Below are 14,638 nucleotides of genomic sequence, written 5' to 3'. Positions count from 1 at the left end.
GATGTGTCTGTCTTTGGGTGAGTCGTGGGGTGAAATGCCGCCAGTGTCAATGCAGCCGCAGATGCGCCGGTCGCATCGGGCGCTTTTCCCAGATCACCACGGGATGCACCGCACCGCCGTTCAATTCGGCCAGCATCTGTTCGGTTTTCAGCCCCGGCAGGTTCGAGAACACATCAAAAAGCGCCTCGGCCCCCTCGGCATTCACGGGAATGTGAAGCGTTGGCTGGCCCGGCTGAGACAGTACCCAATGCGCCGGGTTCGAGGTCGGGTCCAGTGCCAGCCGTTCGATCTCGCGCGAGGCGACCATGCCGCCGTCCAGCGGGCCCAGATAGGTGATCTGACCTTCGTCGATGGTGACAACGCCGGGGCCGCCTGCCCCCGTGCGAAATCGCGCGCGCTGAAAACCTATGACGGCCAGCGCCACGGCCACGGCAACCAGAACCCAGCCCATCCAGCCCAGCAGGCCACCGGGACCGCCAATCCAGCTCAGGCCAACCAGCAGGACGGCCACGGCAACCAGCACTTCGCGCCAGCGCCACAGGGTCAGTTTGGCTTCGGTTCGGATGAAACTCATGCCGGGTCCTTCGGGTTCTTGAACAGGATCAGCGAGAACTGTCCTGCTGGTTTGAATCCGATTGCCATATAGGCACGCGCCGCCGAATTGGAAGCCGCAAACAGCACCGCGCGCGACACGCCGCTGGCATTTGCCTCGAGCAGATGCAAGGAAACAGCCAACCGCGCATAGCCGCGCCCGCGCAGCTTGGGCGGGGTATAGACCCCGCCGATCTGAACCACATCGGGCAGGCGCGCATTGAACCCTGTCATCGCCACGGGCTGACCATCGACCACAAGTACCCGGTGCGAATTTAGGTCCAGATAGGTCACATAGTCCTTACGCGCTTGCTTCCGCGCGCGGTCAGGAGCGAAATCCATCGCCTCTATCAAATAGTCGCATCGCCATTCTTCGGTGATGTCTCCGTTGAACCCACCCAAAGGCTCAAGCATCGCACCGGTGGTATCGGGCACCACAAGTTGGGTCAGGTCCAGAGTGAACCCCGGCTCGTCACTATTGAGTGTCGCGGGACGGCCCGCCCAGCCCGCAAGCTGCATGATCCGCCGCGCTTGGGTCGCCTCGGCTGCAATCCCGAACAGCGGCCTGCCGCGGATCAGGTCGATCGCGGCCAGCAGATCGGCGTCGGAACAATCGGGGCATTGTGGCAGAATCATACCTTCGTTGGTGATGGCAAAAACGGCCCACGGATCGTCACCCAACACCCAGGCACTCAGCGCGCGCGGGCTGGTTCCGCCCAAGCCGTATTCGCGCAGATTGGCCAGCGGAAACATCGAGGTCTGGACATGCCGCGACAGAAACCGGCGGATCGCAGGCACGTCCGTCGTATCAGCCGGTCGCCAGTTCATGACCAATCCCCCAAGGCCTGCTGCCACATGGTCAAGGCCGCCACCGCCGCCGTATCGGCCCGCAGGATGCGCGGCCCAAGACTGACGACATGGGAAAAGGACAACCCGGCCAGGCGCGCGCGCTCTCGATCCGAAAACCCACCCTCGGGCCCGATCAAAATAGCCCAGGGCTGGCCCGACTCATGGGCAGCCAGACGCAAGGCCGAGCCGACCTCGGCCTCATCACAGAACATCAGCTGACGGTCCTCGGGCCATGCGTCCAACAGTCGGTCCAAACGTTGCAGATCGGCAACCTCTGGCACGTAGGTGCCGCCGCATTGCTCGGCTGCTTCGACCGCGTGGGCCTGAAGACGGTCTTGCCGGATACGCTCGGAATTGGTGAATTCGGTTTGTACCGGCAGAATGCGCGCAGCCCCCATCTCGGCCGCTTTTTCAACGATGAAATCAGTACGGGCCTTTTTGATCGGCGCGAATAGGAACCACAGATCGGGCGGCAGTTGCAGCGGCTTGGTCTGGCGGGCGCAAGTCAGCACACCGCCACGCTTGCCCGCCTCGGCAACGTCGGCCAGCCACTCGCCATCTTGGCCGTTGAACAAGGACACTTGTCCGCCGACGGCCAGCCGCATGACGCCGAACAGGTAGTGGGCCTGATCACGCGTCAAAGGAACCGATTGCCCCGCACCCAAAGGGTGCTCTACATACAGTCTGATCTTTGCACTCATGAGACCTTAATATGCAAGGCAATGCCCCAACACCAGATGGTCAGGTCGCTGATGCCGTCAGCGGCAACTGGGTCGACACTCACGCGCCCGCCTTTACCCGCCCCTATCTGCGCCTCAGCCGCGCGGATCGACCCATCGGCACTTGGCTGCTGCTAATCCCTTGCTGGTGGGGCCTTGTGCTGGCTGTCCTCAGCGACGGCTCGCCCCGGTGGGAGGATCTATGGATCGCCGCCGGATGCGCCATCGGCGCCTTCCTGATGCGCGGCGCGGGCTGCACATGGAATGACATCACCGACCGCGAATTCGATGCGCAGGTTGAGCGTACCCGCTCGCGGCCCATCCCCTCGGGTCAGGTCACGGTGCGGCAGGCGGTGGTCTGGATGGGGCTGCAATGCCTGTTGGCTTTGGGCATTCTGCTCAGCTTCAATCAGACGGCCATAGCAATGGGCGTCCTGTCGCTGCTGCCGGTCACGATCTATCCCTTCGCCAAACGGTTCACGTGGTGGCCGCAGGTGTTTCTGGGGCTGGCCTTCAATTGGGGTGTTCTGTTGGCCTGGGCCGCACATACCGGATCCATCGGTATGCCTGCGATTTTGCTCTATCTGGCCGGGATTGCGTGGACGCTGTTCTATGACACGATCTATGCCCATCAGGACACCGAAGATGACGAACTGATCGGCATCAAATCCACCGCGCGTCTGTTCGGAGAGGACACGGCCAAGTGGCTGAAATACTTCCTTGTGGCCACCGTTTCCCTGATGGGTCTGGCGATTATTGACGCAATAACCACGCAGGCCTCGATCATGGCGCTGTTTGTTGCGCTGGCCGGGCCGTGGGCAATGGGCTGGCACATGGCGTGGCAATTGCGCGGGCTGGACACCGAGGACAACGCCAAGCTGCTGCAGCTGTTCCGCGCCAACCGCGACACCGGCCTTATTCCGCTGATCTTCCTGTGCGTGGCACTGTTGGTTTGATTGCACCTCGGCGCGGGGCTCTGTAAGAGTCCCCCCAACCACCCGAGGAGTCGTCTGCCCGCACATGCGCCTGCCCTATTTCTTAGCTGCTGCCCTGATTTTCCTCGTTTCGGCCGGGTTGTCCCTGCTGGCCGCTAGCTATGCGGTGACCGCGGTCGAGGAAGCATCGGAATTTGCCGTCCGCCGCGGGCTGGACCTGAAAGGCCATGACTGGGCCGAGGTCGAATCGGACGGGTTGCGCGTGGTGCTGACCGGTACCGCGCAGGACGAGGCCACCCGGTTCAGCGCCCTGACCGCCGCCGGGACCGAGGTTGATACCTCGCGCGTCATTGATGACATGGAGGTGGCGCCGACAACGCAGCTGGCCCCACCGAAATTCTCGGCCGAGATTTTGCGCAATGACAGTGGCATCTCGGTTATCGGCCTAATCCCCGCCACCCAAGATCGCGATGCGCTGATCGAGCGGTTGCGCCGCCTGGATGCCGACAACGTATCGGACCTGATGGAAACGGCCGACTATCCCACCCCTAAAGGTTGGGACGACGCGCTGGATTTTGCCATCGAAGCGCTGGTCCGCCTGCCCCGTGCCAAGATCTCGGCCAGTCCGGGGCTGGTCAAGATCACCGCCATCGCGGATAGTCGCCATGAAAAAGAGCGGCTGGAACAAGAGCTGACGCGCGCAGCCCCACCCAGCTTGCGGATAGGGCTTGCAATCTCGGCCCCGCGCCCGGTGATCACGCCCTTTACCCTGCGCTATTTGATCGGAGCCGAGGGTGGTCAGTTCGATGCCTGCTCGGCGCAGGATGAAGATGCCCGTACCACCATCATCGCCGCCGCGCAGGAAACCGGCATGACTGGGCCCTATAGTTGTACGATCGGACTGGGTGAGCCGTCTCCTCGGTGGTCCGAAGCAGCGATTCTCAGCATTCGGGCGCTGGCACAGATCGGTCAGGGGTCTGTCACCATGTCCGACGCAGACATCACGCTTGTGGCCGCAATGGGCACAGACCCAGGCACTTTTGATCGGGTAGTAGGCGAGCTTGAGACAGCCCTTCCCGACGTCTTTGCCCTGCATGCCGTGCTGCCCGAACCCGAAGAAGACGCCCCTGCTGGCCCGCCCGAGTTCTCGGCCACGCGCAGCCCCGAAGGTTTGGTCCAGATGCGCGGACGTCTGGGTGACGAAACCCTGCGCGACATGGTCGACAGCTTTGCCCGCGCGGCCTTTGGCTCGGAACAGGTTTATACCGCCACAAGGATCGCACCGGACCTGCCTGCCGACTGGCCCGTGCGCGTGCTGGCTGGGCTGGAAGCATTGGCGCAACTACACAACGGCGTTCTGACGGTGACACCTGATGACGTCGCCCTGAGCGGCGTCACCCATGACCCCGACACACGGGCCGGGATCACCAGCCTTTTGTCGGACAAGTTGGGCGACGCCCAGGAATTTAACCTGTCGATCACCTATCAGGCCCCACCCGAACCCGAGGACACACTTCCTGACCCCGAACAGTGCGAAGAACAGATCGCGCAGGTCCAGTCCTCCAGCAAAATCGCCTTTGAACCTGGGTCTGCCACTGTCGCCGCTGACTCGCGTGATACGGTCAACCAGATCGCCGAAATCCTGCGGGACTGCGGCCCAATCCGGATGGAGATTCAGGGCCATACCGACAGCCAGGGCCGCGAGGAAATGAACCAGCAGCTCAGCCAGGCACGGGCGCAATCCATCCTGAACGAGTTGCGCGGCCGCCGGGTTCCAACCTCAAGCTATACCGCTGTGGGCTATGGCGAAACGCAACCCATCTCCGATAATGACACCGAAGAAGGCCGCGAGGAAAACCGCCGGATCGAGTTTCGCCTGATCCGTCCTGAACCCGTCGCTGCGACGGAAACCGGGCTTGAGGCAATGGAAACGGACGCCGAACCGACAGAAGACGCCACAGATACCGGCGCGGGGGACCAATAAGTTGAACAGACTGGAATTCATCATCGCCACGGCCATCATCCTGTTCGGCGCGTTCTGTATGGGATGGTTCGCCAATTGGCTGGCCCACCGTCTGTCCCGCGTGCGCCAAAGCGACGTGGCCGATCTGGACCGCATGAGCCAAGAGCTGCACGAGGCCGAGGAAACCCGCGATCAGGCCATAACCTATCTGCAGCAACGCGAGGCCGAGTTGACCAATCAACTGACCCAGACCGAGGCCGAGCTGTCCGCCGCAATGGAAGGCCTACGCGCCGCCCGGCAAGAGGCCGAGGAACTGCGCGGACGCATCAACAACGCGGATTAAGTCACCACCGGCTCAGCGCGTCTTCGTCTTCGTCCTTGGCGGCGACCCAATCGGCGCCTGCGTTGGTGATCTCTTTCTTCCAGAACGGCGCGCGGGATTTGAGGTAGTCCATCAGGTACTCGGCCGCCTCGAACGCATCTTTGCGGTGGGGCGAGGCGGTGGCCACCATCATGATCCGATCTCCTGGAGCCAGCCTTCCGTGGCGGTGGATCACCAGCACATCGCCCAGCGACCAGCGCGATTGCGCCTCGGTCGCGATCTTGGTCAGGGCGCGTTCGGTCATGCCGGGGTAGTGTTCGATCTCCATCACGTCCAGATCGCCCGTGGCCAGGTCGCGCACAACGCCGGTAAAGGTCACGATGGCCCCGTTGGAAGCATCATCCCCAGCAGCAAAGGCGTTGGCTTCTGCCCCCATGTCAAACGGGGCTTCCTGTACGACGATCCGCATCTCAGCCGCCTGTCATGGGCGGAAAGAACGCAACCTCGCGCACGCCCGACAGCGGGGCGTCAAAGTCCGACAGTTCCTGATCCAGCGCCACGCGCAGGGCCGACAGATCAGCGAAGGCAGCAGCATAGCGGTCTTCGCGCGCGCTGAGTTCAGCGACCAGATCGCTGACCGTCGCGGCCTGCGTTTCGACCTTTTCCTTGGGCAGGCCGATGCGTTCGCGCACCCAGGCGAAATACAGCACGTCCATCGCTTAGCTCTCCTTCAGATGGGGCATGGCTTTACGTAGGTAGTCATAGCCCGTGATCAATGTCAGCGTCGCAGCAATCCACAGCAGCCACAGCCCAATACGGCCCGACCAGAACATGCCTTCCAAATGCCAGCGGAGGTGGTTGTGGTCCTCGACCTCGCCAGTCAGGACCTGATCTATGATCGTGGGGTCCATGCCGAAAGTGGCCATGACGAAATAGTGCTCGAATATCCCCTGCGAGAACAGGATGGCAATCGCCACCATCTGCGCCGTGGTCTTCCACTTGGCCAACTTGGTCACTTTCAAAGTTCCGGCTACATCGCCCAGATACTCCCGCAGGCCCGAGACAAAAACCTCGCGGAACAGGATCACGGTAGCGGGCAAAACCAGCCAAGGCGTCCAGTGTTCTGTCGAATAGCCCACAAGGATCATCAGCGCGATCACCACCATCGCTTTGTCGGCAATCGGATCCAGCATCGCGCCAATCTTTGTTTCCTGCTTCCAAGCACGGGCCAAGTAGCCATCGAACCAGTCGGTGATGGCGGCGGACATGAACAGGATCAGGGCAAACCAATCGGCATAGGGCCGGGTGAAATACAAAAACATCACGGCCAGACCTGGCGCCGCCAATAGGCGAAGCACGGTCAGGATATTGGGCAGGTTCCACTTCATGGTTAAAACTTTACATCGCCGGTTCAGGACATGAAAGATGGCCCGTTGAAAATCTGCCCCGATCACAGGCGGTTGCAGTGATTGCGGTCAAAGGGTCGCAACCCCGTTTCCGCGACTTGGCGCGCACAGTGTTTGCGGCCAGATTGGCGACTGGTTCAGACAGAGCGAAACATGACAACCCACATTCAAACCGACCCACGATCGAACCTGATCGGCAGTGCATGGATGATCGCTGCGATGGCTCTGTTCGCGCTTGAGGACGCGCTGATCAAGGCCGCCTCGGCAGCAATTCCGATCTGGCAGGTGCTGGTGCTGTTCGGCGCAGGCGGCGCGGTGATCTATGCGGTGGTGGCCCTGCTGCGCGGCACGCGACTGTTTCAGCCGGATGTGTTGTCGCGCCCAATGAAAGTGCGCGTGGTGTTCGAAATACTCGGACGGTTGTTCTATGTGTTGGCCATCGCACTGACGCCACTATCCTCGGCTACGGTGATATTGCAGGCCACGCCTCTGGTCGTTGTTGCGGGCGCTGCTCTGGTCTTTGGCGAAACCGTCGGCTGGCGCAGGTGGAGCGCCATTCTGTTCGGCCTTGTCGGCGTCGTCATCATCATCCAACCAACCGGAGACAGCTTCTCGGCCCTGTCCATCCTTGCGGTGCTGGGAATGTTGGGGTTCGCAGGCCGCGATCTGGCCAGCCGCGCCGCGCCCGCGTCACTGGGGACCGAGGTGCTGGGGTTCTACGGTTTCCTCTGCATCATCGTCGCCGGGCTGGCCTATCGGTTCTGGGAGGGCACACCGATGCAGCCCCTAAGCACGCAAGTCAGCCTGCACATGGCCGGTGCAATCGTGATGGGCGTCATGGCCTATGCCTCGCTGATGAAGGCAATGCGCACGGGTGAGGTCTCATCCGTCACGCCTTTCCGCTATTCCCGACTGCTGTTCGGCATCGGGTTGGGTGTGGTCATGTTTGGTGAGCGGCTGGACCAGACCATGTGGATCGGGTCGGCGCTGATCGTGGCCTCGGGGCTGTATATCCTGTGGCGCGGGCGGCGGGCCTAGCCCTTGTCGTGGAAGAAATCATAGACCTTCTGCGCCAACCCGGCTGAGATCCCGTCCACCGCTTTCAGATCCGCCAGATTGGCCCGGCTGACCGCCTTGGCGCTGCCGAAATGGGTCAGCAAAGCGCGTTTGCGCGCCGCGCCCACGCCGGGGATTTCATCCAGAGGCGTCGCCCCAACCGCCTTGGCCCGTTTGGCGCGATGGGTGCCGATGGCGAACCTGTGCGCCTCATCCCGCAGGCGTTGAATGAAATACAGCACCGGATCGTTGCGCTTCAGCGCAAAGGCGCGTTGGCCGATACGGTGGAATTCCTCTTTGCCGTGGTCGCGGTCCACACCCTTGGCGACACCGACCATCGGGATGTCTTCGACGCCATGTTCGACCATGATCTCATGCACCGCACTCACCTGCCCCGCGCCGCCATCGATCAACAGCAGGTCGGGCCAATGACCCTTGTCTCGGTCTGGGTCTTCTTTTTGCAAGCGGGTGAAACGGCGAGTCAGAACCTCTTTCATCATGCCAAAATCGTCGCCGGGGGTCAGATCATCGCCCCGGATGTTGAACTTGCGATAGGCGTTTTTCATGAACCCCTCAGGACCGGCCACGATCATGCCGCCCACCGCGTTGGTGCCCTGAATATGGCTGTTATCGTAGACCTCGATCCGCTCGGGTGGCGTGTCCAGATCAAACGCCTCGGCCACACCACGTAACAGTTTGGCCTGCGTGGCGCTTTCCGACATGCGCCGTGCCAGTGACTCGCGTGCGTTGCGCAGGGCTCCGGCGACCAGTTCTTGTTTCTCGCCCCGTTGAGGGACAAGAATTTCAACCTTGCGTCCGGCTTTTTCCGACAGCGCGTCCTGCATCAGATCGGCATTCTCGATCGCATCTGACAGGATCAACTGACGGGGCGGTTCCTTGTTGTCGTAGAACTGACCGAGAAACGCCTCCATCACCTCGGCAGGTGACACATCCGCCCCGACCCGAGGGAAAAAGTCTTTGTTGCCCCAGTTCTGGTTGGCCCGGATAAAGAACACCTGCACACAGGCCTGCCCACTATCCATATAGAGTCCGATCACATCCGCCTCGGCCACGCCGCGCGGGTTGATGCCTTGGGACGTCTGCACCTGCGTCAGCGCGCGAATACGGTCGCGCAGGCTGGCGGCGCGTTCGAACTCCATCGCCTCGGACGCGGCCATCATCTGTTTGGCCAGTTCTTCCTGCACCTTGGTTGACCGGCCCGACAAGAACCGTTCCGCATCCTTGACGCTTTCGCCGTAATCGCTTTCCGAGATCAACCCAACACACGGCCCAGAACAGCGCTTAATCTGATACAGCAGACAGGGCCGCGTCCGGCTGTCGAACATGGAATCCGAGCAGTTACGCAGCAGGAACGCTTTTTGCAGCTGGTTCAGCGTCCGGTTCACCGCTCCGGCGCTGGCGAATGGGCCAAAATAGGCGCCCTTTTCTTTCTTCGCCCCACGATGTTTCTTGATCTGCGGAAACCCATGATCCTTGGCGACCAGAATGTTCGGAAAACTCTTATCGTCGCGCAGCAGCACATTGTACTTGGGCTTGAGCTGCTTGATCAGGTTCTGCTCCAGCAGCAGCGCCTCGGTCTCGGTCCGCGTGGTCAGAAACATCATCGAAACCGTCGCGGCGATCATCTTCTCGATCCGCCCCGAATGTCCGGGCCGCGTATAGTTCGATACCCGCGCCTTCAGGTTTCGCGCCTTGCCCACGTACAGAACCCGACTGTCCGCATCCAACATCCGGTACACACCGGGCGAGCTGTCCAGCGTTTTCACATATCGCTGTATACATTCGTATCCAACGCTTTGGGTTTCGGAGTTCGATTCGTTCTGGACGGTCATGTGCCTGAAATATGATTCCCTCACCATGGCTGCAATCTTGAGCGCCTCAGATCAAGAGAAAACAAATCCACGGTTTCTGTGGATAAGTATGAAGATAAGTTTCCGGGTATCGCGATTTTCCCTTAATTCATTAAGGATTCCTTGATTTGCACAAAAAATAGGCAGTAGACTAACTTCTTGTTTTTAATTGATATTTTTTCATACACAGGACAAGTGCATGAAAAACAATACATTTTTGTAACGCGTTGGTAACAGAAATGAGAGCGGTGCAAAACTTATCTGAGAATTACCTATTCAACGCCCAAAACATCCGGTGTTTGCCAACCAAGATGCTGCCCGCCATCCACGCATAAAAGCTGTCCGGTGACGGCGTGGGCATCCAGAAAATAGCCCAGCGCAGCGGTGATATCAGACGGGTTTGCGCCGCGTTCCAACACTGTGTTTCTTCGCTGCGCGCTAAAGTGATCGGCGCTTTGACGATGTCCCTGCATCGTCGGGCCGGGACCAATCGCATTGACGCGGATAGCCGGGGTCAGCGCCTGCGCAGCGGTACGAGTCAGCGCCCAGAGACCCATCTTAGCGATAGTGTAGGACATAAATTCGGGCGTCAGCTTACGCACGCGCATATCCACCATGTTGACGATCAGGCCGGTCGCCACCGGTTCTCCTGCATCGTCTTTTTCAGGTTCCAACCCTTGTTCAGCCATGGCCTGCGTCAGAACGAAGGGCGCGCGAAGGTTGCTGTCCATGTGGCGGTCCCAGCTTGTTCGAGTGGCCGTCTGAATGTTGTCATATTCAAAGATCGAAGCATTGTTGACCAGACATGTTATCGGTCCACCCAGCGCCTCAGCCGCGCGGGGCAACAAGGTCTGAACCTGCGTCTCATCCAGAACATCGGCCTGTAGGGCGATCGCGCTGCGGCCCATGGCTTGAGCCTTGGCCACAACATCCAGCGCTGGTTGTTCCGAGGTCGCATAGTGGATGGCCACATCATACCCGCGCTGTGCCAGATACAGGGCCATAGCCCGACCAAGGCGAATGCCTGCTCCGGTTACGAGGGCACGAGTCATGATTGGGTCTCCGTCAGGTTAGGCCAGCAATGTGACGATGTAGACCACATACAGCAGGGTCAACAACAGGCCCCACCCGCGGGTGATATCTTTCTTGAAAAAGACGAAGGGGATCAGCAGCAGCGAGGCCGCCAGCATCACCCACAAATCGAAATGCAAGAATTCGGGATCGACCGGGATGCGCCCGACAAGCGTGGCAATCCCCACAATGGCCAGCAGGTTGAACATGTTCGACCCGATGACGTTCCCCAAAGCAACATCCGCCTGACGGCGCAGCGCCGCCATCACGGTCGTCGCCAGTTCGGGCAGAGACGTCCCGACCGCCACCAGCGTCAACCCGATCACCGTTTCGCTGACCCCATAGGTGCGGGCAATGACCGTCGCGTTGTCGACCAGCAGATGCGCACCCATCGGCAATCCGATCAGACCCAGCACAAGATAGATCGAGATTTTCCAATAGGGCATATTCGGATCAGCCTCTTCCAGGCCGTCCAGATCATCATCGTCTGCGCAGGCGTCACCACAGGCTTTGCGGTGTGCATGCGCCTCGCGGAACGCGTTCCACAAGACTAAAGCCAGCGCCGTCAACAGGATGGCCCCGCTGAGCAAGTTGAACACGCCGCAAAAGGCCAACCCGATGAACAGCACCGTTGCCATGATCATGAAGACATAGTTCTTGCGGCTGTCACATTCGCTGGTGTGCAACGTGGCCAGCAGCGCAGGCAGGCCCAGCACCAACAGGATATTGGCCGTGTTTGACCCGACCACATTGCCAAGCGCGATCCCCGGTGCGTTTTCCTGAATCGCGCTGATCGCAATCAACAATTCAGGCGCCGAAGTGCCAAAAGCCACAATGGTCAGGCTGACGATCAGAGCAGGCACGCCCAAGCGCAGGCTGAGGTTCACGGCCCCACGCACAAGCGCATCACCCGCCAGCAGCAGGATCAGCAGCCCGAGCCCCGAAAGCAGCCATGCCGTCATGTACGGCCTCCTTTTTCGCAGGCGCAGGGGCCTTTGCCGATCCTGAACCGCCCGCAGCGCGGACACCGGGATGATTGCAGCCTCTTTTGACCCGGAAAGCGCAGCTTGCCGAACATGGCCAGCACGCCCATGGCAATCAGGAAGAGTGTGACAATCTTGATGATCACGTCACAGACCAAAACGCGCATAGGCCGCGCGCTCCTCAAGCCCTGCAATCGCGTCTTGCGCCACCGACGCACCAACCCGCGACAATAGCGGCTTGCGCAGGCCATAGCGGCGGAATTTGACCTTGTCGCCGAACCGCTCCTGCATCTTGGGTTTCAGATGCGCAATGCCGTCGATCAGACCCAATTCCTGTGCCCGCCGCGCCAGCCAGATTTCGCCAGTAAACAGGTCCTGACTTTCGTCCAGCTTCCCTTCCCGCCGGGTTTTCACATGGGTGATGAAATTTTCGTGAATGTCGCCTAACAGACGTTCTAGACGAGCCACATCTTCTTTCTTTTCGGGCGAGAACGGGTCGAGCATGGACTTCGACGCTCCGGCTGTATGAACCCGCCGTTCGATCCCCTGCCGTTTCAGCAGCACATGCGCGCCAAAACCGGATGAAATCACGCCAATCGAGCCCAGCACCGAACTGTCGTCGGCATAAATTTCATCTGCAGCTGCCGCCAGCCAATACCCACCCGAGGCGGCGACATCTTCGACAAACGCTATGACAGGAACGTTCAATTCCTCAGATAATCGCCGAATCCGCGCCCCGATCAGTGAGCTTTGAACGGGCGATCCACCGGGCGAATTGACCTCAAGCGCGACGGCGGCTGGTTTGCCTTTTCGAAACGCTTTCTCAAGAACTGGCGCTAGCGATGTATCGGACATCGAGCCGCGCCCCGTCATTCCGATGGCGCCAGACAGGCGAATAACGGCCACACAGGGTTGTTTTTTGACGAAGGGCAGGCGCAGTTTCATGGGAGCCGATGTAGAGTGCGGCCCACCGGTAAACAAGGGACGGTTTGAACCTTGGATGCGGGAGGGTCACATTTCTCGGCGTCGATGGGCAAAAATGCAACGTCGATCATTGGCTAACTCCGGATGCGCCAACCGGTTTTGAAAATCCACCAAATGATGCCAAGGCAAATACCTGTGAAGGCAAGAATGGCCAGCAGACTGAACACGATCGGAACGTCAGCCAAACCGTAGAACGACCACCTGAACCCCGAGATCAGATAGACCACCGGATTAAACAACGTGATCGTTTGCCACACCGGCGGCAGCATCGAGATCGAATAGAACGTCCCTCCCAGAAAGATCAGCGGCGTGACCACCAGTTGCGGCACCAGCGACATCTGCTCGAAGTTACTGGCCCAGATGCCGATGATGAACCCCAAGAGCGAGAAACTAAGGCAGGTCAGCACCAAAAAGGCCACCATGGCCAGCGGGTGTTCGATCCGTAAGTCCACAAAGAACGTCGCGGTGATCAAAATCACCACACCCACGAACAACGCCTTGGTTGCAGCCGCTCCCACATATCCGATCACGATCTCGATGAAATTCACCGGGGCCGAGAGCAGCTCATAAATCGTGCCAAGGAATTTGGGGAAGTAGATGCCGAATGACGCGTTCGATATACAAAGCATCACCACTGACAGCATGATCAGCCCCGGCACGATGAACGCCCCGTAGGACACGCCCTCGACCTCTTGAATACGACTGCCGATGGCGGTGCCGAAAACCACGAAATACAACGAGGTCGACAGGACCGGTGACAGAAAACTCTGCGCCAGAGTGCGGAAAAACCGGGCCATTTCGAACCGGTAGATGGCGGCGATGGCGGTCCAGTTCATGCAGGATCTCCTGACACAAGATTGACGAAAATCTCTTCCAGGCTCGATTGCCGGGTCTGCACGTCACGTAACACCAACCCCGCCTCGGCCACGTCGTTCAACAAGGTAGTGATCCCGGTACGGTCGGCATTGGTATCATAGGTATAGACCAGCGAGTCCCCATTGCCATTCAGCGTCAGGTTATGCGCGGCCAGACAATCTGGGATGGCCTCAATGGGTGCGGTCAGCATCACCTCGATCTGTTTCTTGCCCATCTGAGCCATCAAGGTTGCCTTGTCCTGCACCAGCAGAAGCTCGCCCTTGTCAATTACACCGACGCGGTCGGCAATGGCCTCAGCCTCTTCAATGTAATGGGTAGTCAGGATGATTGTCACACCCGCTTGCTTCAACTCGGCCACGATCTCCCACATGTCTTTGCGCAGCTCGACATCGACGCCTGCGGTGGGTTCGTCCAGAAACAGCAAGCGCGGCTCGTGGGCCAGCGCCTTGGCGATCAGCACCCGGCGTTTCATACCGCCCGATAATTCCTTGATGGCGCTTTTACGTTTGTCCCACAGCGACAGCTTGCGCAGAATTTCCTCAATCCGGGCATTGTCGGTGCCATAGCCAAACAGCCCGCGCGAAAACCGCACGGTGTTCCAAACCTTTTCAAACGGCTCCAGCGCGATCTCTTGCGGTACAAGGCCAATCATCCGACGCGCGGCGCGGAAATCCGTTTGAATGTCGTGACCGCCAACCGTCACACTGCCCGAGGTTGGAGTGGTGATTCCACAGACGGTGGAGATCAGCGTCGTCTTACCGGCCCCGTTGGGGCCCAACAACGCCAGAATCTCGCCCTGCTCGATATCCAGTGACACGCCTTTCAGCGCCTCAAAACCTCCGGCATAGGATTTCCGCAAATCCCGGATCGACAGAATTGGTGTCATACATATTCCCCGTTCTGGCAGGGACAGTATCGCGCTGCGCCGGAACAGAACAGAGCCATTTCACAAGCGAGGTACAACCCTGCCCGCTCAAAATCCGCCTTGCAATTCTGCCCAGCCCCGGAAACC

Annotated in this window: 17 protein-coding genes; 4 read left to right on the top strand and 13 right to left on the bottom strand. The window is 59.9% G+C overall.

Features of this window, described 5'->3' with window-relative positions:
- Nucleotides 1–46: 46 nt before the first annotated feature.
- Genes ACR0L1_RS08490 through ACR0L1_RS08480 form a run of 3 tightly spaced genes read right to left on the bottom strand, consistent with a single transcriptional unit; the run spans nt 47 to nt 2,141 of the window.
- Complete coding sequence (locus tag ACR0L1_RS08490; RefSeq protein WP_480858234.1) at nt 47–574, bottom strand: hypothetical protein; 528 nt, start codon at nt 572–574, stop codon at nt 47–49.
- Nucleotides 571–1,419, bottom strand: a complete 849-nt coding sequence (locus ACR0L1_RS08485; RefSeq protein ID WP_480858232.1) for a GNAT family N-acetyltransferase — start codon at nt 1,417–1,419, stop codon at nt 571–573. The genes ACR0L1_RS08490 and ACR0L1_RS08485 overlap by 4 nt, the downstream gene beginning before the upstream one ends.
- Nucleotides 1,416–2,141, bottom strand: coding sequence for a 16S rRNA (uracil(1498)-N(3))-methyltransferase (locus ACR0L1_RS08480; RefSeq protein ID WP_170772709.1), 726 nt, complete (start codon nt 2,139–2,141; stop codon nt 1,416–1,418). Before ACR0L1_RS08480 ends, ACR0L1_RS08485 begins: the two co-directional genes overlap by 4 nt.
- 11 nt (nt 2,142–2,152) lie before the next feature.
- On the opposite strand from ACR0L1_RS08480, the gene ubiA reads away from it, so the two are divergent.
- The 3 genes from ubiA to ACR0L1_RS08465 all read left to right on the top strand — a co-directional run bounded on the left by ubiA (nt 2,153) and on the right by ACR0L1_RS08465 (nt 5,400).
- Complete coding sequence (ubiA, locus tag ACR0L1_RS08475; RefSeq protein WP_480858229.1) at nt 2,153–3,115, top strand: 4-hydroxybenzoate octaprenyltransferase; 963 nt, start codon at nt 2,153–2,155, stop codon at nt 3,113–3,115.
- 64 nt (nt 3,116–3,179) lie between these two features.
- The gene (locus tag ACR0L1_RS08470) at nt 3,180–5,078 is read left to right on the top strand and encodes an OmpA family protein (RefSeq protein WP_480858227.1); all 1,899 of its coding nucleotides are present in this window, start codon (nt 3,180–3,182) and stop codon (nt 5,076–5,078) included.
- A gap of 1 nt (nt 5,079) precedes the next feature.
- Nucleotides 5,080–5,400 (top strand): hypothetical protein, encoded by a 321-nt coding sequence (locus ACR0L1_RS08465; protein WP_170772712.1) that lies wholly within the window; start codon nt 5,080–5,082, stop codon nt 5,398–5,400.
- Nucleotide 5,401: 1 nt separating this feature from the next.
- Here the strand turns inward: ACR0L1_RS08465 and ACR0L1_RS08460 are convergent, their stop codons facing one another.
- The 3 genes from ACR0L1_RS08460 to pgsA are packed head-to-tail and all read right to left on the bottom strand — an operon-like array spanning nt 5,402 to nt 6,767.
- Nucleotides 5,402–5,848 carry a molybdenum cofactor biosynthesis protein MoaE gene (locus tag ACR0L1_RS08460; RefSeq protein ID WP_480858225.1) on the bottom strand — a complete coding sequence of 149 codons (447 nt, stop codon included), beginning with the start codon at nt 5,846–5,848 and terminating at the stop codon, nt 5,402–5,404.
- Between the two features lies 1 nt (nt 5,849).
- On the bottom strand, nt 5,850–6,095 hold the full coding sequence (moaD, locus tag ACR0L1_RS08455) for a molybdopterin converting factor subunit 1 (protein WP_170772714.1): 246 nt from the start codon (nt 6,093–6,095) through the stop codon (nt 5,850–5,852).
- Between the two features lie 3 nt (nt 6,096–6,098).
- Nucleotides 6,099–6,767, bottom strand: a complete 669-nt coding sequence (gene pgsA / locus ACR0L1_RS08450) for a CDP-diacylglycerol--glycerol-3-phosphate 3-phosphatidyltransferase (RefSeq protein ID WP_170772715.1) — start codon at nt 6,765–6,767, stop codon at nt 6,099–6,101.
- A 171-nt stretch (nt 6,768–6,938) separates the two neighbouring features.
- Here pgsA and ACR0L1_RS08445 point away from each other — a divergent pair, with 171 nt between their 5' ends.
- A complete protein-coding gene (locus tag ACR0L1_RS08445; protein ID WP_480858223.1) occupies nt 6,939–7,823 on the top strand; it encodes a DMT family transporter in 885 nt (294 codons plus the stop codon).
- Here ACR0L1_RS08445 and uvrC read toward each other — a convergent pair.
- From uvrC to ACR0L1_RS08410, 7 genes are all read right to left on the bottom strand, one after another.
- Nucleotides 7,820–9,694, bottom strand: a complete 1,875-nt coding sequence (gene uvrC, locus ACR0L1_RS08440) for an excinuclease ABC subunit UvrC (RefSeq protein WP_480858221.1) — start codon at nt 9,692–9,694, stop codon at nt 7,820–7,822. The two genes, ACR0L1_RS08445 and uvrC, sit on opposite strands and share 4 nt — an antisense overlap.
- A 290-nt stretch (nt 9,695–9,984) precedes the next feature.
- Nucleotides 9,985–10,764, bottom strand: a complete 780-nt coding sequence (locus tag ACR0L1_RS08435) for an SDR family oxidoreductase (RefSeq protein WP_170789637.1) — start codon at nt 10,762–10,764, stop codon at nt 9,985–9,987.
- Between the two features lie 18 nt (nt 10,765–10,782).
- Entirely contained in the window at nt 10,783–11,745 is a 963-nt protein-coding gene (locus ACR0L1_RS08430) for a calcium/sodium antiporter (RefSeq protein ID WP_170772722.1), read from the bottom strand.
- Nucleotides 11,742–11,933 carry a hypothetical protein gene (locus ACR0L1_RS08425; protein WP_170789458.1) on the bottom strand — a complete coding sequence of 64 codons (192 nt, stop codon included), beginning with the start codon at nt 11,931–11,933 and terminating at the stop codon, nt 11,742–11,744. The genes ACR0L1_RS08430 and ACR0L1_RS08425 overlap by 4 nt, the downstream gene beginning before the upstream one ends.
- A complete protein-coding gene (locus ACR0L1_RS08420; RefSeq protein WP_480504431.1) occupies nt 11,914–12,711 on the bottom strand; it encodes a S49 family peptidase in 798 nt (265 codons plus the stop codon). The genes ACR0L1_RS08425 and ACR0L1_RS08420 overlap by 20 nt, the downstream gene beginning before the upstream one ends.
- 113 nt (nt 12,712–12,824) lie before the next feature.
- Nucleotides 12,825–13,586, bottom strand: coding sequence for an ABC transporter permease (locus ACR0L1_RS08415; RefSeq protein ID WP_170772727.1), 762 nt, complete (start codon nt 13,584–13,586; stop codon nt 12,825–12,827).
- Complete coding sequence (locus tag ACR0L1_RS08410; RefSeq protein ID WP_480858218.1) at nt 13,583–14,512, bottom strand: ABC transporter ATP-binding protein; 930 nt, start codon at nt 14,510–14,512, stop codon at nt 13,583–13,585. Before ACR0L1_RS08410 ends, ACR0L1_RS08415 begins: the two co-directional genes overlap by 4 nt.
- Between the last annotated feature and the right edge of the window lie 126 nt (nt 14,513–14,638).

Source organism: Ruegeria sp. J8, from assembly GCF_056531925.1.
Note: the sequence above shows the minus strand (reverse complement) of the source record. Positions and strands in the feature narration are given on the sequence as shown.